The sequence below is a fragment of the Photorhabdus kayaii genome, assembly GCF_025384895.1.
Taxonomy (GTDB): domain Bacteria; phylum Pseudomonadota; class Gammaproteobacteria; order Enterobacterales; family Enterobacteriaceae; genus Photorhabdus; species Photorhabdus kayaii.
The window spans coordinates 26,572-49,412 of the sequence record NZ_JAJAFZ010000037.1; the positions used below are offsets into that span (position 1 = coordinate 26,572).

Genomic DNA, 22,841 nt, shown 5'->3' on the forward strand with positions numbered 1-22,841 from the left:
TAAAATATTTTATTGAATCATTATTAAAGCACAAAATTCATAATCTGGCTATTGAGAAACGTAGATCCTGATTTAATCATGTACCTAAAAGAGGTTATTCTATTTGAAGTTGTTTTCCAGGCATATTCGACTAATAGTCTGTTTCAGATAGACAAAAATATCTCCTTGTCATCAACGATAATATGCCAACTCGAATCGATGCCAGGTTTGTGTATCGAATATGAGATTTTTACCGGCAAATTAGGTACCACTGACCCGATGCAGCGCAGTGAATATTTTCCTTAGCGTATCGGGCCAGAAGGTGACGTTCGTCTTGTGCAAAGCTGGATTCATTCCAGATTATTTGATTGCTGAAGCGTCGATTAAGCTGCCTTTGAGGGATACCCAAGCGGACCACGATGGTGTGGCTTGCCAGATGTTCCAGAGTGCGTTATCGGTGCCACGCGCAAAAACTTCAAGTCGACCATCGGCGTCTTCCACTGCCGTTGGTGCGCTGGTGATCGTGCCATTTAACGTGGCCCAGTTAGACCACGGACCGGAATGGGAAACCGTTTGCCAGATGTGGTAGAGCGCATTATTGGTGCCGCGTACAAAAACTTCAAGCCGGCCATCGGAGTTCTTCACCACCGCAGGAGCACTGGTAATCACGCCATTCAACGAAGCCCAGTTGGACCACGGGCCGCCATGGGGAATGGTTTGCCAGATGTGGTAGAGTGCGTTATTGGAACCGCGCGCAAAGACTTCAAGCCGGCCATCAGCGGTGCTGATGACGACAGGATCGCTAGTGATTACACCACCGAGTGAATCCCAACCTGACCACTGATTGGAATCAGGAGCGGTTTGCCAGATGTGCCAGAGTGCGTTATCGGTACCACGCGCAAAGACTTCAAGCCGGCCGTCGGAGTTGATATGAACCGCCGGGTTGCTGGTGATCACACCGTTCAAAGATTGCCAGCTTGACCACGGACCGGAATGAGCGGCAGTTTGTGAGATGTGCCAAAGTGCATTATCGGTGCCACGTGCAAAGACATCGAGCCGGCCATTGGTGTTGACATATACCGCGGGGTTACTAGTAATTGTACCCCCTAAAGATTGCCAGTTTGACCAACCGGCATTGGCGGCGGTTTGCCAGATGTGCCAGAGCGCATTATCGGTGCCGCGTGCGAATACCTCTAGCCGACCGTCTGTATTGATATAAACGACAGGTTTGCTGGTTACGTTTCCGTTAAGTGAGATCCAGCCGGACCAGGAAGAGCCTGAGTGTGGTGCCGTTTGTCTGTTGTGCCACACGGCATTATCAGTGCCCACACCGAAAACTTCGAGCCGTCCATCGGAGGTGTTTACTACTGAGACAATTTCAGACAACGCGATTGGTGCGTTTTCGATTGCTATCTCATTTGCAGCAAGTAACTCGGTATTATCTGGCTTTGGTATATTAATAGGTTCTTCTTGCATATATATCCTCGTTAAAAATAATTTTTTAGATTGACTAAATAGTCATTTAATAAGCAAGATGTTTAATTCTGTGAATCAACATTCTCACTTTTACTCTTTATTCTTTGAAGAAATAATTAATGCTTTATTTGATGTTGATTGATGGTCCGTGAAGTATTAAGTGGATGAGATGCTACATTATAAAACCTAGTGTGTTTATATATATTTTTACATACGGTCATTCAAAAATAATAAATTATGAATGAACTGTTTTGCTGTTTTAAGGTTTCATCTTTATTATATTTGAAAATATATTTTTATCATGATTGTTTTAATTGCATTAAAAACATCTGATAATCTTTGCGGAAGCGAACAGTTTGCCGACTGGCATTAAAAAAACACAGATTCTAGTTCATGAATATTCTATAAAACGGGGCTTTATTTGAAATTGCCTTCTTGGGTATATTCGACCAAGAGTCTACATTGGATAGACAAAACTATATCTTTGTCATCAACCACATGCGCAAGTCTGAGTGAATGCTTGGTTTGCGTGTTGAGAATTGGGTTGATTCCAGCAAATGAGATACTGCTGGCCTGATGCAGCATAGTGAATGTTCTCCTTTAATGCATCAAGCCAGAAAGTTATGCGCGTCTTGTGTGAAGCTAATCTTTCCAGATTATTTAATGGCTGAAACGTCGATTAAGTTGCCGCCGAGGGATGCCCAGCTAGACCATGACGATGATGTAGTTTGCTGAATGTGCCAGAGAGCGTTATCCGCACCGCGTACAAAAACCTCAAGCCGGCCGTCAGAATTCTTCGCTACCGCAGGAGCGCTGGTAATCGCGCCTGACAATGAAGCCCACTCAGACCATGAACCCGATGCTGCCGTTTGCCAGATATGCCAGAGAGCGTCATCGGGGCCACGCGCAAAGGCTTCAAGCCGGCCATCGGCGTTGATATGTACCGCTGGGTCGCTGGTAATGGCACCAGACAGTGACCGCCAATTTGTCCAACCTGAGTTAGGAGCGACCTGCCAGATGTGCCAGAGAGCGTTATCGGAACCGCGTGCAAAGACTTCAAGCCGACCATCAGAGTTGCTGATCACCACTGGATTGCTCGTTATCACACCACTCAGTGACTGCCAGTTTGTCCAAGGATAGGTATGAGAAGCCGTTTGCTTGATGTACCAGAGAGAGTAATCGTTGCTGCGCGCAAAGACCTCAGGCCGACCACTGGCGTTAACATATACTGTTGGATCACTGGTGAGCACGCCATTTAGTGACTGCCAATTAGACCACGGGCCGGCATGGGGAGCGGTTTGCCAGATGTGCCAGAGGGCATTATCGGAGCCGCGTACAAAAACCTCAAGCCGTCCATCGGAGTTGACATATACCACTGGGTTGCTGGTGATCTGACCACCTAAAGATTGCCAGCCTGACCAACCGGCACCGGGGACGGTCTGCCAGTTATGCCATAGCGCATTATCTGTGCCACGCACGAATACTTCCAATCTGCCGTCTGAATTAATGTAAACTGCGGGTTTGCTGGTCGCTCCTCCATTCAGCGAGTGCCAGTCGGACCAAGAAGATCCGGTGTTTGGTACCGTTTGCCAGTTGTGCCATACAGCATTGTCGGTGCCTATACCGAACACCTCAAGTCGACCATCGGCGTTGTTTGCCGCCGAGATAATTCCGGGTAACGCCGTCCAAGAAATTTCATTGGATACTTCTGTTTCGTTTTCAACAAATGACTTGGTATTATCTGGAGCTGATGTATTAATAGATTCTTTTTTCATATATATATCCTGTTTAGGCATAAATTTTTAGATTCACTAAGTAATCATTTGATAAGCAATATGTTTAATTTCACATTAATATTTCCGATTGCATTCTGTATGTTTTTATTCATAAAATGAATAAGTAATATTTTATTTGATATTAAACTTTAATTATTAAATTGCTGGGTGTGATTTTATATTATGGAGATCTATGTGTTGATATGTATTTTTAAATACGAATATCTAAAAAACATTAATTAGATATAAACTATTTTCTTATTTTAAAGTTTTCTTGGTTTTCTATTTTAAGTCTGTTTTTTACGGTTATATTTGTTTTTTATTCAAAATATCTGATGATCATTATTAAAGTATACAATTCGTCATCTGGCTATTGGGTTAACTCCAGAAAATTAAATACCACTGGTCCGATGCAGCGCAGTGAATATTTTCGTTAATGCATCGGGCCAGAAGATTACGTTTGTCTTATGCGAAGCTAATTCTAACGCTTTCCAAATTATTTGATCGCTGAAGCATCGATCAAGGTTCCACCAAGTGAGGCCCAAGAGGACCATGATGATGGACTCGTCCTCTTGATGTTCCAGAGTGCGTTATCAGTGGCGCGTACAAAGACTTCAATATAGCCATTAGCGTTTTCCACGACATCTGGGCCGCTAGAAAGTCCGCCACCCAATGAGGCCCAGTTGGACCATGAGCCGGAATGGGTATCATTTTGCCAGTTATGCCATAACGCATTATCGGAGCCGCGTACGAATACTTCTAATTGACCGTCTGAATTGAGATAAGCGGCGGGTTTGCTGGTCACACTTCCACCGAGTGAGCTCCAGCCGGTCCAGGAAGCACCTGTATGTGTCGTTTGCCCATTGCGCCACACTGCATTATCGCCACCTACACCGAAAACCTCGATCCGACCATCAGAGGTGTTCGTTACTGAGACAATGCCAGATACCGCGATGGTAGGGTTTTCGATTTCTACTTCGTCCGTAACAGATAACTCAGTATTATCTGGATTTAATGTTTTAATCGGCTCTTTTTTCATATGTATATCCTCGTTAAAAATAATTTTTTAGATTCACCAAATAGTCATTTAATAATTAATGTCTTAATTATTTAAAATTAATATTTTTGTTTATGTTTTTATTTCTTCTTAAAAAATAATGAATAATGTTTTATTTGAAATTAACTTATGACAATTAAGTTATCGATAAGATATGATTGTATATTATAAATATCTATAGGTTGATATATATTTTTACATACAATCATTTAAAAACAATTAATTACATGTAAACTATTTCATTATTTTAAAGTTTCATTTTATTTCTATTTTAAATATTTTTTTAAAGTTGTTTTAACTTCATTGGAAATATCTGATGGCATATTGTATTTATGTGAAAATTTAAACCAATGCTGAGGTTTTATATTGATATATTGATATATTGATTTTACTCTAATTACATTCTGTTGCCAAAAAGTGGCATATCATGGATATGCCACCAGCTTAACGAATGAATTTAAAAATAAGTTGTGATACCGGCACGAAACGTTCTTCCCGGTGAAGGGATATAACCGAGGCTAAGTGGCTGGATATAATATTTGTCGAACACATTATCCACACCAAACTCAAATTCGACATGCTTATTTATGCGGGCAGTCAGAGAGATATCGGCCACAGTTGCAGGTCGCCAGATAATGGGCGCCAATAAAGGAGCAGAACCGCGTCCTGGTTTTCCTGCTGGCACAGATCGTTGTCCATAATGGGAAACTCTGGCGTTGACAGATACATTGTCATTTAAGAATCGCTGTGTCAGATCGAGTGATACCGCATATTTAGGAGGAATGTGATTAGTCGCATAATCCGAAGGGAGGCTACGTGCCACGCATCCTTCATTTTCCGTACAGAATTTGACTTTTGTGTAGTAATTCATCGATAAACGCGCATCAAAGTGATCGCTATGGTAAATACTCGCCAATTCCAGTCCGGCAAATTTTGCTTCTTTAATATTACTGATGTACATACTCCAGTAATCATCCATCCATGCTCGGCTGATATAGTCCTTTACCCGGTTATCAAAGTAGGACATTTTGATATCGAAGCTATCATTTTGAGCAATGATATTTGGGAAGCGTGATGTCAGCCCAACTTCGATATTTTTTGAAATTTCAGGTTTTATATGATCGTCAACACTCATCATATAGCCACGAATACCTTCAACCATTGATGGAAAACGTGGGGAATAGGCATATTTGGCATGTAGTGCTGTTTCATGATTAAGTTCAAGCTTAGTACCTACCCAATAGCCGTGAGCATGGTCTCGCTTATTGTTTACTTTCCCAGAGGTGAGCTGTGGTAACCAAGAGCTACCCGGACGAGCTGGACTGTCATCTTCGATCTGGTAGGATTTAAAATCCCATCCGCCCATTAAGGTCAGACGGTCGGCAAGCATATAGTTCCCGTTTAGGAAAAAACGGCCTTCTTTACGCTCTCCTTCCCGATTAACGGCATATTTCCATTTACCTGCGCTTGGGCCAGTGCGTTCACGAATAAAGCTGGCGCCGTAGTTTAACTCAATATCTTGCATTGAAAGCTCAAATAATGAGGTGTTACTCAAATTCATCCCTACTGTACGCATGAATTTTTTATCACCGAGGGCATTATTTGCGGTTCGAGGGCGATCGTTAACCCGCGTTTGCCATACTCCGATATCCAAATTAATCCAGGGATTTGACGCAGGTTCCCATTTATAGTTGAGGCTGTGTCTATTCATGTTGAGTCGTGTCAGTGGCCCCTGTTCCAAGATCATAAATGTTTGGCTCAGGTTTGCCATATCCGCGACATAGGATTCTCCGTAGAGATTTTGGTAATGGCTAATGATAGCCGAGATTTCATGACCATCACCAAAACGAACTTTTCCTTTACCCAGTAATGACTGGCTATCTTCAGAAGTATTTGGGACGGCATCTCCCATTGCGTACAGCGAATAACCGGCCATTTGTTCACTGAATTGTTGAATGCGGCAATCTTGTGGATCACTCTCACACAAATAGCCTGGCATGCCACGTTCCTTAGCGCCCGGTCCGTGTTTACCTGAATGGTAATTACCTCGCTTGCGCTGAGAAGCACCAAACAGTAATTCATAGGAAGGTTCGGCTATCGCGAAAACAATACTCCCGGTGCGATTCTTTGCGTCGAAAAGAGAGGTTTTTGATGGGGAAGCCCAATCATTGCGTTGATAATCGTCAGGATTGGAATGGTTGTTCAACAGACTTCCTTTCAGGCGCAGTCCTGCCTTTTGTCCATCAAGGAGGATATCACTGGCTTCAATGGTTTTTATCTCCACGGTACCGCCAATGGCACCCATGCCGCCTTTTCCTGTCGGGCCTTTGCTAATATCTACCCGGCCAATGAAATCGGGATCAATAAAGGAACGGTTGGAGACACCTTGATAGCCGCGGTATAGCGCGGTCTGGTTAGATGCACCATCAACGGTGGTTAGGACTCGGCCTTGTCCTTGCAAGCCCCGGATATTCACATCCAGGCTGCCTGAACTACGCGCTTCGCCGGATAATACCCCCGGTGTTGTTTTGAAAATATCAACGGGGTGGATCACGCCAAATTTTTCAATATCTTTGCCTTTGATGGTGGTACTGTCGAATCGCAATGGTTCATTACCTGAATACCCGCGATTGCCAGCTACCGTAAGGGGGTTTAGTACGATTACACCTTCATTGGTCATATTCTTTGTCATTTTTACCAGCGTATAACTGCCATCGGTACGTTGGGACAGTTGTAAATGGCTGCCTGTGAGCAGTTGTACTAAACCTTGATGAGCGCTGAAACTGCCGTTTAATGAAGGTGCTGTTAGCCCGTTGGTTAAATTCGGATCGAAAGAGAGCGCCGTACCGGTTTGCGCCGCAAAGTGGGACAAAGAATTACCTAATGAACCTGGCGGAATATGAACGGCATAGAGTGTATCTGCTGGTGTGGTAGCGTAAAGGGGACATGCCGGTAGCAGTATTAATGGCAATAACAGTGTGGCTAAAGACTTTTTCTGCCAACGTGGTTGTGAATCTCGGCAGTTAATATGATATGGCACAGTAAGTTCTCCATAACTTTTTAAACTTCTTTTATTTCTATATTTCTATGCCGTATGAGATTGAAAAAAGTGTCAGTAAAAATGATTATTTTTATTAACTGGGTGAGTAGAGGGTAATCCAATAGCGGGTCAGGCTGCGTATTGAGAGCCGATAAGTTTGTAATAGCATATGCAGCGCCAGGTCCGTATCCCGTATGGGAAAAGCACCAGAAACCCGCAGATTAGCGACTGCATCATCACAACGGATGACACCGGAACGATAGCGATTCAGTTCAGTAACTACTGTTGCCAGCGGTAAGTTATCAGCTACCATCATGCCATGTAGCCAGCTTAGAGATGTTGTTGAACGGGGATGTTGTGGGGCAACGGCAAATTGAGTGAAATGAGTCGCCTCTCCAGCATGCAGTATGTGTGGCAAACCGTTATCTGGCGTAATGCGAACCGCTCCTTCTACTATTTCCACCTGAATGTATGAGGCTTGTTGGCGAACGCTGAATTTTGTGCCCAATGCCACAATAACGCCTTGTTTGGTTTGCACTTTAAATGGGCGTACCGGCTGGTGGCTATCTTTATGGGTTTCAATATAAATTTCCCCTAGCTTTAGATGAACGAGCCGTTGGGTATCGTCATAATGGACATCTGTTGAGCTTTGAGTATTTAAAGTCACTTGACTGTTATCCGGTAATGACCAGCACTGAATTTGCCCGGTTGCAGTGTGATAATCGCTGGTGAGAAGCTGAAATTGCTCAGAGCGCCAGAAGAGCGATGATGCGCCAGCCGGTATTAACAACATGAGTGTAAGCTTTCTGATGGCTTCTCGACGAGAAAGGGGCTGTTTGTTGTTTAACAGAGGTGAGGCGATATGCGGTGGTAAATGGTGTAACCGTGCTAACAGACATTGTGCCCGTTCCCAGGCTTGAGCATGTTCTGGACTTTGTGCACACCAGGCAGCGCAGGCATTCCGATCAGCTTCGCTGGCATGACTATCATGCAAAACGGTCAACCATTCTGCGGCTTCGGCAAGTATCGTTTCAGAAGGTGTACTTGATGAAGAAGATGTGTCGGTGGAAGCCATACCAATCCCTCTTATGTCATCGCTATCAGACATTGATAAAAGCCTTGTTTCATATAACGTTTTACTGTGGACAGCGAAATATTCATCTGATTTGCAATATCTTCATATTTCATCCCTTCTATCTGGGAAAGTAAAAAGACAGTTTGCACTGGCGCGGGGAGTTGACTAAGCATAATGTCAATTTCTTGCAGTGTTTCGAGGATGATAAGTTTTTGCTCTGGTGCGGGAATAAGCGGTTCAGGCAGACTGACGAGTAAGTCCAGATAAGATTGTTCAAGTGAGCGGCGGCGATACCAGTTAACCATCAACCCCTTGGCGATAGTGACGATGTAGGCACGAGGTTCATTGAGTGGCTGTGGTAAAGGTGAACGAAGTAACTTAACAAAAGTATCTTGGGTCAGGTCTGCGGCAGTTTCATCGCAGTTAAGACGATGCTTAAGCCAACGAAATAGCCAATCATGATTGTGGATGTACATGCACTGGATCTGTTGAGTGTCTGAAACATTAACGGTCATTTTCATGCGATGCTATCAATGTAAATGCAAATCATTATCATTTTTGTATGTTACAGGTAATTGCTTTCCGTTACCAATAAATAATGGATGCGAAGCGGCTGATCAAATGCATTTTTATTTACTATAAAGCAAATTAATGAATTAATTTGTAGTTTTGATCGTGATTGGCAGGGATAAATTATAAGTGCCTTAAACAGAGATCGAGAATTTAAACTAAACATTCCTTTATAGTGCTATAGAATATGAGTAGCACTTCAAGGCAATTTTAAGGTTAAATCAATGGAGAAACTGATTCTTATTTATGGCCTAATTGATTTGATCTCTTGTTCATCCTCTATTGAGTTTTACTGTTAGTCGCGTGTTTAACGTGTTGAGAATATTTGAATTGTTATTTTTTTAATAGTTTCAAATTGAATTTAATATTAAAAATATTTTCACAAGGGAAAATTTTAAATCATTTTAGATTTAGGGGTAAGGTAATATGATGTTGGGGTTATTGATGAGTGCCTAATATATCATGTAATTATCTTTTAATATTGATGTAATGTAGGCGGTTGGAATAATAAATTTGACGTTCAAAAATAGCAAAATTCAGATATATAGCTATAATAGATGATTATATATAAGATCATTACAGTGGTTAATATATTAAAAGCTTAAATGAACGAGGGATAAGATGGAAGGTATTTTAATTATTTGTATTGATTCGATTCTGAGATTTCGTTCAGATTACGATACGACAATAGCTGTACCGATGTTATCAGTCCAGGAACAGTTAGGGAAAAATGATCCGTTATTTTTCCTTAAATATTTCAGAAATAAGGTCCTAATAGAAAAAGGAGTGACAATATCAAATATATTTCTCGCGATAGAACCGTGGCAGGCTATGTTAAGCACTTGGTTGGAAATTGATATTGCTGCTTATATTGCAGAGATTAGAAAGCCTTCTCAAGAAGAACCGATATTTGATTGGATCAGTATTCAGAGAATCACATCGGTTCATCGGGTATATCAGCGAAAAGATATGAAAGATAATGAAAAACTGTCTGAATATTTTAATCGTGAACATACGCCAACAAAATATTTTAATATTGAATCAGTTTGTATGGCATCGGGTTATAGAAAAGGCGATAAAGAGCATTACAGTATCAGTGAGTATATCCATGAAATTAAAAATATTCCAGTTATTGCTAGTGACAGACAAATATTAATTGGCTATGATGATAATAACACGGATATTTTGAATGATAAATGTTTTGGTATATATGATAATAGAAATATCAAATATATACAGGGAACAACCTCGTTTGCGTTTTATGAATTGATGGAAGCTATTTTTAATGATGGTTTATTCTACAATTCACCACAAACAGCTTGCCATAGCTTAGAGATGATAAAGGAGATGTTAGAAATTATAGATCGCGGAAATATGAATCACGAAAAGGATAATAAAGGGTGTGTTAATCAACAAGAAAATAATAGTAGAAACATTAATGGAGGTAATGATGATGGAGAATTAAATGTTGAATTTTATGATAGTGCTTTTGATCCACTGATAGAGCATATAGAAACAGAGAGGGAGTATTGGAATTATATAAAATTATTATGTCATTCGCATGGTCATTTGCCAGTAAGAATTGGCACGATTAATGAAGCTAAAGTTCCTGAATATCGCTTCTATAACAATATTATAGATGATGAAAGTTAGCTTTTATGCATGAGCTATGTTTCATCATCAAGTGTTAACGTGCTAATAGATATTATCTTTTTGTATCTGGTCTTATTTTATTGGCTAAGAGCCTATCTCAATAGGCGTAATTGTTGCAGGCAGTAAGTTGTTTGTTTTACTTTTTCATGTATTGTGTTGGGGGAAATATGAAGTAACGGAAGTGAATATGTGTGGTAATATATATCTTATAAAGTATAATTTCTTATAAAATACGCATTATCCTTTGACGGAAGTTTGAAAATATTTTAACTATACCCTATGGATTTCAAGATGGATCGCGACGGCAAGGGAGCGAATCCCCGGGAGCATAGATAACAATGTGACCGGGGTGGGTGAGTGCAGCCAACAACTTGAAAGATAACGGGTATATCATCAATCCGGGCGTATAGCGTTTTAACATCGTGTTTAATAGGAAGGTAATAATGCCGAAATTAATTTATTACGTCGCTGCGACAATAGATGGTTATATTGCTAATAAAAATAATGAACTGGATTGGTTGTATGAGTTTATGCTTGGGGATGATGCAACACCTTATGATGATTTTTATCGAGGTATTGGTGCTGTGATTATGGGAACAAAAACATACGAATGGATCATGACAAATTCACCGGATGATTGGCCATACAAAAATGTTCCCGCCTTTGTTCTTTCTCATAGAGCGCTGTCAACGCCTGAAGGGTTAAATATCACCATAACCAATGAAACAGTAAGAGCTATTGCTGCCAGAGCGAAGAAAGAGGCTAATGGTAAAGATGTCTGGTTAGTTGGGGGAGGTAAAACCGCTGCATATTTTGCTGAGGCTGGTGAATTACAACAAATATTCTTAACCACGATTCCGGTATTTTTAGGCGCGGGCATTGAGGTTCTTCCTGTAAGTGAAAAAGTACATGTCATACCTAAGACGCAACGTTTTTTACGTAGCGGTGCTATTGAAAGTTTGCTGGATATATATCCTATGGATTTCAAGATGGATCGCGGCGGCAAGGGAGCGAATCCCCGGGAGCATAGATAACTATGTGACCGGGGTGAGCGAGCGCAGCCAACAAAGAGGCAACTTGAAAGATGACGGGTATAGATGTTGGGTAATCCTACCCCATATCATCTATCCTGTTTTCAGCTAAACAGGTTTAATGCGACAGCCAGATGTATTGCCCACATTAATAGCGCCATATTGGTGGCACGAAAGTGGCGCGATTATCTGAATTGCGCCATAATCGCGCCAGTATTCTTACTGGGAGCTGTTGTTCGCTATGAGTTTAATGACCGATATTTATGAAACCTTGTGTGTTGCATCACAACCTATGTCCGTTTCGGATTTATTGGCGGAGTATCCCTCCGTTCCTAGAAGGACCGTTCAACGTTGGTTGGGGCGACTTGTTGAAGATAAGAAAGTACAGATATTGGGTGAAGGTCGAAGTCGCCGCTATGTTATCGTTACGGAGGAAACATCATATTCGGTAGCGGATAGATCGGATAATTTCCCGAGCTATATTCCACTGTCTGAGGATAGTAAGGATATTCTTCGTTATATTGATCAACCTATCAAAGCGAGGACGCCTGTCGGTTATCAGCGAGAGTTTCTGGAATCATATGAGCCGAATGTCACTTATTATCTGTCGGTTCCAATTCGTAATCAGCTTTGGCGAATTGGAGATACGAAACAAATCTCACAGCCAGCAGGAACCTATGGTAGATCTATCTTGGATCGTTTGCTCATTGATTTATCGTGGGCTTCAAGTTATTTGGAAGGAAATACTTACAGTCGATTGGATACGGTGAAGTTGATTGAATATGGAAAAGTTGCGGTAGGAAAAAACGCTATTGAAACTCAAATGATCCTAAACCATAAAGCCGCTATTGAATTACTTGTCGATGGTATTGAGGAACTTGATTTTAATCGATATACCGTTCTCAATTTACACAGTACATTATCTGAAAATTTATTATCTAATCCTGTCTATGAAGGACGTATCCGTCAACATCAAGTTGAAATAGGAAAGAGTGTTTTCAGACCGTTATCGGGTGAGGCCCATATCAGTGAAATTTTGGATTCGTTGCTCGGGAAAGCAGGAGCTATATCAGATCCGTTTGAGCAATCCTTTTTTATGATGGTCCATTTGCCGTATTTACAGCCTTTTGCTGATGTTAATAAGCGAACTTCCCGCTTGGCCGCTAATTTGCCGTTGATTCGTTCAAATCTATGCCCGTTAACTTTTGTCGATGTACCGGAAGAGGCATATAGCCGTGCAATGCTTGGTATTTATGAAATGACCCGAGTTGAATTACTACGGGATCTTTATTTGTGGGCTTATGAACGTTCTGCCCGAGAATATTTGGCTGTCACGCAGGGAATCACCACACCAGATCCGTTAAGATTACAATATCGAAATATGATTAAGCAGATCGTTTATCGGGTAGTTGCTGCGCCAGAGATGGATTCAATTGACGTTATAGATAAATTAATTTCCGATGAATTAAGTCAATCTGAGCGTGACACGTTAAAGGCATTGGTTATTGAAGAGCTACGGCGATTGCATGAAGGTGTGTTGGCAAGGTATGGCCTCCGACCTTCGCAATTTGAAAAATGGAAAGGAAAACACCGATAGTCTTTGTATTCATGCTATTGAATAGCTACATAACCATAAAAAATTTCCGGGTTAATTACGAGGTTATCTTAGATAAGCTATTAATTAGCTCTTTTGTTATGCCGTCGCATCAGAGCTTAAATTTATACAGATAAGGATTAAAAGCGATTTGTGGAATAATTGTAATTGACATCGCTAAACACCCATCAGTACTTTCATCTCACCTTGGCCTGACATCATATACGCAGGGTTATCAGTGTAAATGAACCTTTGGTAAAACGGGTACAGACCTTAAAATATAATTATCTTTATTTATCAGATAGATGAATATAGGTTGGCTACCCAGTCAAACAGCTCCTTGCACTACGATGTCACTTTAATTCTGGTTTATGCTCAGAAGTAGGCCAAAAATTCATCTGTTTAGGTAGTGAGTTTTTATACAGAATTATCCTAAAAAAACAGAAACTAGTATTTTTCTGATCTAAATTTTCGCATTATGTTCTAAAAATAGGTAAAAGAGATGTTTTAAGTAAGGATTTTAGATGGAAATGCCGATTTATTTTCAATACTGGGGTAAGGCGAAGCGAGTCTTAGAGATTGATAGTGCAGATTATCATCTACTTCCTTACCATTGTTTAGATGTTGCTGCGGTAGGAATGCAGTTACTCTCTTTAGAAAGATCGCTAACTAGAGATCTTGCTAACTTTTTAGCGTTATCTACGCAGCAGTTACGAAGCATGGTCTCTTTTATATTGGCTTTGCACGATATTGGTAAATTTTCATCTGCTTTTCAAAAATTACTTCCCGGTTTGGCAGTAGGTCTGCATCGACCAGATTGCCCTAAAGAGTATGATGGCCGTTATTTTTGTCATGATCGTATAGGATTGTATTTCTGGGAAAATATCAAAACGGGGTTACTTAATAGACTTGTTAATATTGAAGGCGCTGAACAAAGAGAACAGCGAGAGATGTTTGATACCTTAATGGTATTCATTGATTGTGTATTAGGGCATCACGGCCGGCCAATTGAGAAAACAGGCTATAAAGCGATTAAACATTTTACTGAACCTCACAATTTTAATGCTGCCATACTCTTTGCACATCATTTGGTTGAATTATTTCAACCTGAGTTTCCCATTGAAAAATTACAATCCAAAGAGTGGCGACGGCAATTAGAACAAGTGAGTTGGCAGTTTGCTGGTATTGCAATATTGGCGGATTGGATTGGTTCTGATAGCCATTATTTTACGTATCAATCTAAACCTATGCCGTTAACAGATTATTGGAAACATGCTCAAGCAACGGCAAAAAAAGCGGTTATGGCGATAAATTTAGGTAGAACGCCGGTAATCAAACCGTTTATTTCCATTCAGAAATATTACGGTTTTGCTGCAACACCATTGCAACAGTGGGCCGAATCAATACCTGTAGATGATTCTCCTCAGTTGTTTATTTTAGAAGATGTTACTGGGGCTGGTAAAACAGAAGCGGCTCTTGCTCTTACACACCGATTGATGCAGGCAAAAGCCGCTGATGGTTTTTATTTCGGTTTGCCTACAATGGCGTCTTCTAATGCAATATTTAGCCGGATTGCTAAACATTACCAGCAAATGTTCTCGATAGAGGATGATGGTAAACCAAATATCGTTTTAGCTCATGGTACGTGGGGGGTGAATAATCAATTTCGTGAACCCGTTTTAGCGTTAGGTCATCCAGATAGAAACGATGGTAAAACAGATGTCGCTGCTTCAGCGCAGTGTAATCAATGGCTAGCTGACCCACGTAAGCAGGCGTTGTTAGCGCCTGCCGGAATCGGAGCGATTGATCAGGCTTTATTGGCTGTATTACCAAGGCGCTATCAATCATTAAGATTATTTGGGCTTAATCGTAAAGTATTAATCGTTGATGAGGTTCATCCGGCTGATGAGTTTATGTTTAATTTACTGGAAAATTTATTAGCGCTGCATCTTTATCAGGGTGGTTCAGCTATTTTATTGACAGCAACATTGACCTTTAAACAGCGTCAACGTTTAACGGATATTTGGCTAAATGTTGGCGGATTGAGTTCTCAATTATTGCAAAAAACCGATTTTCCTTTAGCAACCAAAATAAGTTTAAATGCCACATTGCCCGTTATTGAACAACCGTTATCAAGCCGAAAAGATGTTAGCCGAGAAGTCAAAGTTGATTTCTTAAATAGCTTTGGCAGTTGTGTTGAAAAGGTATTAGCCGCCATTGTACAAGGGCAATGTGTCGTTTGGATACGAAATACAGTAGATGATGCTATTGAGGCTTATCAGACATTGCGAAGTTTACTTACTGAACCTGAGCGTTGTCTGTTATTTCATAGCCAGTTTATATTGCAACACCGAAAAGAGATTGAAGATCGTGTATTGGCTATTTTTGATAAAAATAGTCATGGTGAATTGCGGCGGGGCAAAGCATTAATTACCACACAGATATTCCAGGAGAGTTTAGATATTGATGCCGATGTCATGATTTCAGATATTTGTCCTATTGATGATCTCATTCAGCGAGCCGGGCGTTTGCATCGCCATACTCGCGATAGTGATGGTATTTATCGGTGGGGTATTAAAGATTCACGCCCTGCACCAATATTGTGTATCTATGCGCCTGAATGGAGGGAGCAACCTGGATCAGATTGGCTAAGCCATAATTTTCGTAACACACAATATGTTTATCGCTCGCCTGCACGTTTGTGGTTAACCATGCGCGTGTTGAGAAAACTGGGTGCTATACGTATGCCTGCGGAAACGCGTCAATTAATTGACGCGGTTTATGGTCATGCTTATGAGCAAACGCTTGAAGTGTTAAAACATCAAGAGAATGAATTAATTGATGAGGAGCGAAGTCAGACAGCTAAAGCTAAGTCTTATTGGTTACAGTGGCAATTATATGGTTATTGTGATCGAAGTGCTGATAATTGGTATGAGGATGATTCAGATATTAATGCTCGCTACAGTGATATTGAAACCGTTGAGGTATTATTACTGAAAAAAGGTGATTCAGGACAACTTGTACCTTGGGTAAATTCAGTCGAATTTTCGGTGTCACTGAGTACGATTAAATTATCCAGAAATAAGTATGCGGATAAATTAGCCCCAATTCCAACAGAATTAATACCTGCTCTCAATGCATTGCAGCAGAAATATTACCAAATTAGATATTTGCAACCTTGGTTGCCAGATCAAGATCCGAATTTTACTTATTCTTCAACAATAGGTTTTTGTGAAAGATAAAAGCAGGAGGTGTTATGAACTTAGTTCAGGACCCGTGGTTGCCCTTTCGGTTACGTGATGGCAGTGAAAAAGTACTGCCCATTAATGCGATATGTGATCATGATGTTATGGACTTTGCTTTACCGCGAGCTGATTTTCAAGGAGCCGCTTGCCAATTTGCCATTGGTTTATTACAAACCGTTTTTGCGCCGGAAGATAAATATCAATGGCATGCTCTGTATGAAACATCACCTGATAAGAAGGTATTACAACAAACTTTTAATAAAGTGATACATGCTTTTAATGTTACCGGTATAGGGCCTCTTTTTATGCAGGATTTCGATCCGCTGCAAACAGTAAAATCAACCACTGTAGCTGGATTGTTAATTGAAGCACCGGGAGCGAATGGTTTAAGACTGAATACGGATCATTTCATTAAACGTGGCATCGGAGATGTGATGTCTCTTGAAATGGCGACTTTGGCACTGTTTACCTTACAAATTAATGCACCGTCAGGAGGGGTGGGACATCGAGTAGGATTACGAGGTGGGGGGCCATTAACCACGTTAGTGGTGCCGCAACAAACGGATGCCACATTATGGCAAAAACTGTGGTTAAACGTTATTAATCGAAGTGAATGGCATTATTCAGAACCGGATTTAACCAGTGCTCAGGTTTTTCCTTGGTTAGCGCCAACAAAAGTGAGTGTTAATGAAGGGACGGAAATTCATGCTACGGATGTACATCCCTTACATATGTATTGGGCAATGCCGAGACGTATACGTCTTGTAGTGGAAAAGGGTGAGAATATTTGCAAAATTTCAGGTAAATATTCTGAGTTCACTGTCTCTGAATATCGGACACAAAACTATGGCGGCAATTATACCGGTAATTGGATCCATCCGTTAACGCCCTATAAATGGGATACTAAAAAACCAACACAACCCTTATCTATTAAAGGCCAACCGGGAGGGGTGACATATAAAATTTGGGATGCTTTAGTATTTACCAGCCATGAGAGAGGACAGCGTTGTGCGCCGGTTGTGAGTCATTTTTATTCTTTATGTCGTCATTTTGCTGAACTCCGAAGGGCAATGCCTCGTCTATGGGTATTTGGCTACGATATGGATAATATGAAAGCACGTTGTTGGTATTCTGTCACTGTGCCGTTGTTTTTTGTCTTACTTGAACAACAGGAAAAGATTCTATATCAAATCAAAGAGCTGCAAAAATTGGCAATCAATATGATTTGGCTATGCCGGAATCAAATAAAAGCGGCTTGGTTTGAAAAGCCCATTGATGTGAAAGGAGACACTTCCTTTATTGACCTGACTTTTTGGCAACAAAGTGAATCCCTATTCTTTTCTGTGGTGCATCAACTTATCAATAATGCAAATTCCGATATGCCGTTTCTGACACCAGAACAGGCCAAACATTGGCTCAATACCTTGCGTTATCTCTGTAGAGATTTATTTGATGAATATGTTGCTTTATCTGAATTAGGTAATGAACGTTCAATGGCGAAACGTATGAAAGCGCGTCAGCAGTTAATGATCGGGTTATATGGACAAAAAGCGTTAAAAGAGATCAAAACATTTATCACTAATCATCATATTCACTCCGGGAAAGAGGAGGTGTAATGGACAGTAAGAGTGAAATCATATTATTGCATTGGTGGCAAAGTATGTTTATGTCACCAAAACAGCTAAAAGAGAAAGGTATTATTCCAGCGCCTTCTACTTATAGAGCCCAGTTAAAGCGCTGTGAAAGTGTTGAGACGGCCATGTTAACTGAGGGCTTTCGGGCTTTATGGCTCAGCTTACCTGATGAAATTAGCTTATCAGATAATCCGGCAAAATTGGAATATTGGGCCACAATGGCGGTGGCATTAGTTTATGTTAAAAACAACAGTGATATCAAATTGGCGGTAGCGGCGGGTAAGAAAGGAGGAGGAAATAAACCGGTGGTCAGTGAATTAAGATTTTCACAATTACAAAATGCTAAAACACCGAATGAATTATTACGTCGATTACGTCGGGTTTTGCAGCAAATCAAAGGCAATATTTCTGTTTTGGCTTTAGCGCGGGATATTGAGGAGTGGTTTGCTGAATATGGACAATTACGGCCATGTAAGGCGGATAGGCGTATCAAAGTGAGGTGGGTTATGGATTATTACCGTGCTGCTAGTGGTAAATCAGTTGATTTATCGGATTTTTATTAATTGAGTTTAGGATGATTATTATGAGTCAGTTTATTCAATTACACCTATTAACTTCCTATGCGCCATCTAATCTGAATCGTGATGATTTAGGCCGGCCTAAGACAGCGAAAATGGGCGGTTTTGAACGTTTACGCGTGAGTTCTCAAAGTTTAAAACGTCATTGGCGTACTTCTGAATTGTTTGAACAGGTGCTATCAGAGAATATGGGTATTCGCACCAAGCGACTTGGTATCAAGGTGTTTGAAACGTTGATCAATGCTGGAGTGAATGAAAAATCTGCTAGAGCATTGGCTACGACTATTGCTGGTGTTTTTGGAAAAACGAAAAAAGATGCTTTAGAAATTGAACAATTGGCACATATCAGCCCGGAAGAGCAACAATCTGTCATGTCGTTGATTGCGGTGCTGACGGAAGAAAACCGGGCACCAACGGCTGAAGAGCTTAATTTATTAAAAACTAAGCAAACCGCGGTGGATATTGCTTTGTTTGGTCGGATGTTAGCTTCGAGTCCGGCATTTAACGTCGAGGCTGCCTGTCAGGTCGCTCATGCTATTAGTGTACATAGTGTGGTTATTGAAGATGATTATTTTACAGCGGTGGATGATTTAAATGATGGTAAGGAAGATACGGGGTCGGCCCATATAGGGGAATTGGGGTTTGCCGCCGCGCTGTTTTACAGTTATATCTGCATTAATAAAACGCAATTAATAAAAAATTTGGATGGTGATGAAGCCCTTGCTAATAAAGCGATTAAAGCATTAACAGAAGCCGCTGTGAAAATATCGCCTACGGGTAAACAAAATAGTTTTGCTTCTCGTGCTTATGCCAGTTTTGCTCTCGCTGAGAAAGGCGAACAACAACCTCGTTCTTTATCTGTTGCATTTTTAAAGCCCATTAACGACAGCGACCAAGGCTCATCGGCAATTGATGCATTAGAAAGCCAAATGCGCAATATTGATCTGGTTTACGGTACTTGTGCCGATGCCCGCTATAAATTCAACACATTCACCGGGGAAGGAACTTTGACCGAGCTGCTTGAATTTGTTGCACAGTAATGGGGGCAGAATGAAAGCATATTTAGTCTTCCGATTATATGGCCCGATGGCAAGTTGGGGACAACCTGCGGTTGGGGGAGAGAGGCCAACGGAATTGTATCCTGGTCGCTCTGCGATTTTGGGATTATTAGGAGCAGCGTTAGGTATTCGACGAGATAATGAGTCTGAATTAGCAAAATTACAAAAAAGTGTGTTAATTGCAATTAAGCAGACAGTTCCTGGCTCTTTAATGCGTGATTATCATACGACACAGGTGCCGACGCACAATAATAATGTGGTTCATCAGAACCGTAAAAGTGAATTAAGGTCAGATAAACTTAATACCATCCTGTCTAATCGTGATTATCGTTGTGATGGTATTTGGATCGTTGCTATTACATTAACTGAACACGCTTGTTTTACGCTTGAACAATTCCGGGATGCTTTAATTAAACCTGTATTTATCTTGCATCTTGGACGTAAATCTTGCCCGCTTGCTTTGCCTCTCAGTCCTAAACTCATTACGTCATCGGCATTAAAAATGGCATTGGATATCTCTTTTCCACCGCTGATTCATTCTGATAGCGAAGATAAGTTGTGGCTAGGCGCAAACGGTATTGTGACTTATTTTTGGGAGGGAAATAAAGATGAAATTATCTCTTCAAATATCTTAATCAGCCATCCTTGGGATGAGCCGATTAACCGAGGGCGTTGGCAATTCCGGCAACGTACTATGTATCAACTTTCTATCGAGGAGGGTGTTGATGTATTTGTCTAAAATTGTGCTTCGGCAATCGAGTCAAACAGCAAATATATTAGCAAAATTGGGTGAAAATGGCGTTTATACTTCTCATCAATTGTTATGGAAATTGTTTTCAGCAGACGAAAAACGGCAATTTCTATTTCGGGAAGAGATTGGAATAATGGGATTACCTGTATTCTATGTTTTATCTAAAACCTCACCTCAAACTCAGTCACCATTGTTTGAGGTGGAAACGAAAGCATTTTATCCTCAATTGAAGGAAGGGCAGCGTTTAGCTTTCAAATTACGCGTTAACCCAACAATCTGTATTACTGATCCTTCTGGAAAACGTCAGCGTCATGATGTTTTGATGCATGCTAAGTTTAAGGCAAAACAGCAAGGTGAAACGGAACAGGGGAAAATAAGAGTGATGATGGAGAATGCTGCCCGTAATTGGCTGTTAAATCATCGTCGTATGCAGCAGTGGGGTATTCAGTTTGACGATTTACTGGATATTGAAGGTTATACTCAGCATCGAAGTGTAAAAAAGCAGGGGCAAAAAATACAATTTTCCAGTGTTGATTTTCAAGGGCTTCTGACGATTACCAACGGTGAGCTATATTTGGAACAGTATGCAAAAGGCTTTGGTCGCGCTAAAGCGATGGGATGTGGATTGATGTTAATTAGAACAGTATAATGGCATTGATGTCATTTAAATTTATTTTTGTTGAAGATCGTAATGCAGTATTCTTTGTTGTATGAAGATATTGATGTTAAAGGTAGCAAATTCGCTGTTGTTAGGCGTTCGTGTTATGTTTCAAAAGCACGGTAAAAAGTGATATTGCTAACTAATATCATCCTGTAGAGTAAGGCGTGGTCGTTACTCTCGGAAATATTGATAAAATAATTACCGTGTTCCTCACCTCTGTGGGGATAAACCCGAATTTTGGTATACATTTGCACAGGGAAAAATATGTTTCCTGTGTTTAATGGGATAAACCGCTATAATTAGTGGTAGGATATCGTGTTAGTGAGTGTTCCTGGTCATTACCGGGGTAAACCAAACTCGATAAATCTCGTCAAAGAGAGAATTTAAGTGTTCCCTGTATTTACGGGGATAAACCGCGGCATGAGTGATGCTTTACTATGTTCACTAAATGTTCCCTGTAATTACGGGGATGGACCTAGCAGTGCTCCAAATAGTTATATAGCTAAGGATGAGTTCCCTGTATTGTACTCACGGGGATAAACCGTACGAGAATGACACTGATCATTGGCTTCCTTGGTGTTCCCTACCTCTCTGGGGATAAACCGGACAGTAACAGTGACATAGTCGGTAGTCATTGGTGTTCCTTGTGTCCACGGGGGTGAACCGAACTGATACTGTTGTGCTTTGGATTTGGAAGCGTGTTCCCTGTACTAACGGGGATAAACCGAACAGTTAGCGTTTGAGCTGGCAGAGATGGACTTGTTCCCCGTTTCTACGGGGGTAAACCGCTAAATACAGAACTATCTCCATCTGTTGCAATTTGATCCCTGTAATCTACGGGGATCAACCGTCATCCGGAAAGGTCATTGACATAAAGGGTCAGAGTTCCTTGACTTGATGGGGATAAACCAGATTCAGGTTTCATGATGATAGTTGAAGTAGAAATGTTCCCCGTTTTTACGGGGAAAGAGCAATTCGCTGCCACCTTGACCACAATTTTCAGGCCGATGATAAATCTGCGGTTCGGGCATATCGATACCGGGCAGTATTCGCTCGGTGATTTGACAGCGCTTTTTTCGGTATTAAGGTCAACGGCTTATCGAATTTTTTTACGTAAGAGAATGGCTCAGGATAACTAACGGAAATTTGTAATGAAGAAAAAGCGACTAAGAAAATTTCAGAAAGAACTTGAGACGTTGGGGTTAATTGAAAATGATCCAGATGTGGTCGGTTATGTGCTGTTTAACACGCGTAATCGCCGATTTGTGATACTGGATAAATATGAATTGGGGAGGGTGACTTACGCCGATGATATTGAAGAAGCTTATTTAGCAATGTCACGATTTGCCGCATTAATGGATATTGATTCTTTGCCGGAGCCAGACAAATTCGATATTGTTGTTATCCCTGTTATTGATAACCCTTTATTTGGGTTAACGCCTAAAAAAACAGATTAAAGTTAAATCCCTTTGTATTTTCATCAGACACCTCATCTATGCGCATAAAACATGCGCATAAGTCTATGTAGATAGTGAGCATCATCAAGAGGCTCTAAACCGAACAATGGCATTCGGTTAAGATTTCATAAAAAAATTTGAACACAAAAATAATTGTATCAATAAAGTTGACACGCAACTGTTTTCTCATTGGCGTATATACAAATG

General features: G+C 40.8%; 18 protein-coding genes. 11 read left to right on the forward strand and 7 right to left on the reverse strand.

Annotated elements, in window-relative coordinates:
- Positions 1 to 339 precede the first annotated feature (339 nt).
- From LGZ98_RS14315 to LGZ98_RS14340, 6 genes are all read right to left on the reverse strand, one after another.
- Complete coding sequence (locus tag LGZ98_RS14315) at positions 340 to 1,455, reverse strand: PLL family lectin (RefSeq protein ID WP_228903114.1); 1,116 nt, start codon at positions 1,453 to 1,455, stop codon at positions 340 to 342.
- 656 nt (positions 1,456 to 2,111) lie between these two features.
- Positions 2,112 to 3,230: a PLL family lectin gene (locus tag LGZ98_RS14320; protein WP_228903115.1), complete on the reverse strand. Its 1,119-nt coding sequence runs from the start codon at positions 3,228 to 3,230 to the stop codon at positions 2,112 to 2,114.
- A 496-nt stretch (positions 3,231 to 3,726) separates the two neighbouring features.
- Positions 3,727 to 4,269 (reverse strand): DUF8189 domain-containing protein, encoded by a 543-nt coding sequence (locus LGZ98_RS14325; protein ID WP_228903262.1) that lies wholly within the window; start codon positions 4,267 to 4,269, stop codon positions 3,727 to 3,729.
- A 475-nt stretch (positions 4,270 to 4,744) separates the two neighbouring features.
- A complete protein-coding gene (locus LGZ98_RS14330; RefSeq protein WP_228901597.1) occupies positions 4,745 to 7,327 on the reverse strand; it encodes a TonB-dependent receptor in 2,583 nt (860 codons plus the stop codon).
- A 94-nt stretch (positions 7,328 to 7,421) separates the two neighbouring features.
- On the reverse strand, positions 7,422 to 8,435 hold the full coding sequence (locus tag LGZ98_RS14335; RefSeq protein WP_228901599.1) for a FecR domain-containing protein: 1,014 nt from the start codon (positions 8,433 to 8,435) through the stop codon (positions 7,422 to 7,424).
- A complete protein-coding gene (locus LGZ98_RS14340; protein WP_228901600.1) occupies positions 8,414 to 8,917 on the reverse strand; it encodes a sigma-70 family RNA polymerase sigma factor in 504 nt (167 codons plus the stop codon). Before LGZ98_RS14340 ends, LGZ98_RS14335 begins: the two co-directional genes overlap by 22 nt.
- Positions 8,918 to 9,593: 676 nt before the next feature.
- On the opposite strand from LGZ98_RS14340, the gene LGZ98_RS14345 reads away from it, so the two are divergent.
- The 9 genes from LGZ98_RS14345 (at position 9,594) to cas6e (ending at position 21,165) form a co-directional block, all read left to right on the forward strand.
- Positions 9,594 to 10,625 (forward strand): hypothetical protein, encoded by a 1,032-nt coding sequence (locus LGZ98_RS14345; RefSeq protein ID WP_113044254.1) that lies wholly within the window; start codon positions 9,594 to 9,596, stop codon positions 10,623 to 10,625.
- A gap of 443 nt (positions 10,626 to 11,068) precedes the next feature.
- Positions 11,069 to 11,659, forward strand: a complete 591-nt coding sequence (locus tag LGZ98_RS14350) for a dihydrofolate reductase family protein (protein WP_113044253.1) — start codon at positions 11,069 to 11,071, stop codon at positions 11,657 to 11,659.
- A gap of 238 nt (positions 11,660 to 11,897) precedes the next feature.
- Positions 11,898 to 13,253 carry a Fic family protein gene (locus LGZ98_RS14355; protein ID WP_113044252.1) on the forward strand — a complete coding sequence of 452 codons (1,356 nt, stop codon included), beginning with the start codon at positions 11,898 to 11,900 and terminating at the stop codon, positions 13,251 to 13,253.
- 521 nt (positions 13,254 to 13,774) lie between these two features.
- The gene (gene cas3, locus LGZ98_RS14360) at positions 13,775 to 16,492 is read left to right on the forward strand and encodes a CRISPR-associated helicase Cas3' (RefSeq protein WP_262978211.1); all 2,718 of its coding nucleotides are present in this window, start codon (positions 13,775 to 13,777) and stop codon (positions 16,490 to 16,492) included.
- 14 nt (positions 16,493 to 16,506) lie between these two features.
- Entirely contained in the window at positions 16,507 to 18,111 is a 1,605-nt protein-coding gene (gene casA / locus LGZ98_RS14365; protein ID WP_113044250.1) for a type I-E CRISPR-associated protein Cse1/CasA, read from the forward strand.
- A complete protein-coding gene (gene casB / locus LGZ98_RS14370) occupies positions 18,111 to 18,692 on the forward strand; it encodes a type I-E CRISPR-associated protein Cse2/CasB (RefSeq protein ID WP_113044249.1) in 582 nt (193 codons plus the stop codon). The genes casA and casB overlap by 1 nt, the downstream gene beginning before the upstream one ends.
- Before the next feature lie 20 nt (positions 18,693 to 18,712).
- Positions 18,713 to 19,747: a type I-E CRISPR-associated protein Cas7/Cse4/CasC gene (gene cas7e, locus LGZ98_RS14375; protein ID WP_112895914.1), complete on the forward strand. Its 1,035-nt coding sequence runs from the start codon at positions 18,713 to 18,715 to the stop codon at positions 19,745 to 19,747.
- A 10-nt stretch (positions 19,748 to 19,757) separates the two neighbouring features.
- Entirely contained in the window at positions 19,758 to 20,504 is a 747-nt protein-coding gene (gene cas5e, locus LGZ98_RS14380; protein ID WP_113044248.1) for a type I-E CRISPR-associated protein Cas5/CasD, read from the forward strand.
- The gene (gene cas6e, locus LGZ98_RS14385) at positions 20,491 to 21,165 is read left to right on the forward strand and encodes a type I-E CRISPR-associated protein Cas6/Cse3/CasE (protein ID WP_113044247.1); all 675 of its coding nucleotides are present in this window, start codon (positions 20,491 to 20,493) and stop codon (positions 21,163 to 21,165) included. The genes cas5e and cas6e overlap by 14 nt, the downstream gene beginning before the upstream one ends.
- A gap of 506 nt (positions 21,166 to 21,671) precedes the next feature.
- On the opposite strand, the gene LGZ98_RS14390 is transcribed toward cas6e, so the two are convergent.
- On the reverse strand, positions 21,672 to 21,812 hold the full coding sequence (locus LGZ98_RS14390; protein ID WP_158536625.1) for a hypothetical protein: 141 nt from the start codon (positions 21,810 to 21,812) through the stop codon (positions 21,672 to 21,674).
- Positions 21,813 to 22,103: 291 nt separating this feature from the next.
- On the opposite strand from LGZ98_RS14390, the gene LGZ98_RS14395 reads away from it, so the two are divergent.
- Both LGZ98_RS14395 and LGZ98_RS14400 read left to right on the forward strand, forming a co-directional pair.
- Entirely contained in the window at positions 22,104 to 22,316 is a 213-nt protein-coding gene (locus LGZ98_RS14395) for a hypothetical protein (protein ID WP_113044246.1), read from the forward strand.
- Between the two features lie 12 nt (positions 22,317 to 22,328).
- Complete coding sequence (locus tag LGZ98_RS14400) at positions 22,329 to 22,634, forward strand: hypothetical protein (RefSeq protein ID WP_262978212.1); 306 nt, start codon at positions 22,329 to 22,331, stop codon at positions 22,632 to 22,634.
- The last annotated feature ends 207 nt before the right edge of the window (positions 22,635 to 22,841 follow it).

Coding starts and splice junctions, on each gene's coding strand:
- LGZ98_RS14350 (WP_113044253.1), top strand. CDS start 11,069: ATGCCGAAATTAATTTATTACGTCGCTGCGACAATAGATGGTTATATT.
- LGZ98_RS14325 (WP_228903262.1), bottom strand. CDS start 4,269: ATGAAAAAAGAGCCGATTAAAACATTAAATCCAGATAATACTGAGTTA.
- LGZ98_RS14390 (WP_158536625.1), bottom strand. CDS start 21,812: ATGACTACCGACTATGTCACTGTTACTGTCCGGTTTATCCCCAGAGAG.
- LGZ98_RS14355 (WP_113044252.1), top strand. CDS start 11,898: ATGAGTTTAATGACCGATATTTATGAAACCTTGTGTGTTGCATCACAA.
- cas6e (WP_113044247.1), top strand. CDS start 20,491: ATGTATTTGTCTAAAATTGTGCTTCGGCAATCGAGTCAAACAGCAAAT.
- casA (WP_113044250.1), top strand. CDS start 16,507: ATGAACTTAGTTCAGGACCCGTGGTTGCCCTTTCGGTTACGTGATGGC.
- LGZ98_RS14400 (WP_262978212.1), top strand. CDS start 22,329: ATGAAGAAAAAGCGACTAAGAAAATTTCAGAAAGAACTTGAGACGTTG.
- cas3 (WP_262978211.1), top strand. CDS start 13,775: ATGGAAATGCCGATTTATTTTCAATACTGGGGTAAGGCGAAGCGAGTC.
- LGZ98_RS14395 (WP_113044246.1), top strand. CDS start 22,104: ATGATAGTTGAAGTAGAAATGTTCCCCGTTTTTACGGGGAAAGAGCAA.
- LGZ98_RS14340 (WP_228901600.1), bottom strand. CDS start 8,917: ATGACCGTTAATGTTTCAGACACTCAACAGATCCAGTGCATGTACATC.
- cas7e (WP_112895914.1), top strand. CDS start 18,713: ATGAGTCAGTTTATTCAATTACACCTATTAACTTCCTATGCGCCATCT.
- LGZ98_RS14335 (WP_228901599.1), bottom strand. CDS start 8,435: ATGTCTGATAGCGATGACATAAGAGGGATTGGTATGGCTTCCACCGAC.
- LGZ98_RS14320 (WP_228903115.1), bottom strand. CDS start 3,230: ATGAAAAAAGAATCTATTAATACATCAGCTCCAGATAATACCAAGTCA.
- cas5e (WP_113044248.1), top strand. CDS start 19,758: ATGAAAGCATATTTAGTCTTCCGATTATATGGCCCGATGGCAAGTTGG.
- casB (WP_113044249.1), top strand. CDS start 18,111: ATGGACAGTAAGAGTGAAATCATATTATTGCATTGGTGGCAAAGTATG.
- LGZ98_RS14345 (WP_113044254.1), top strand. CDS start 9,594: ATGGAAGGTATTTTAATTATTTGTATTGATTCGATTCTGAGATTTCGT.
- LGZ98_RS14315 (WP_228903114.1), bottom strand. CDS start 1,455: ATGCAAGAAGAACCTATTAATATACCAAAGCCAGATAATACCGAGTTA.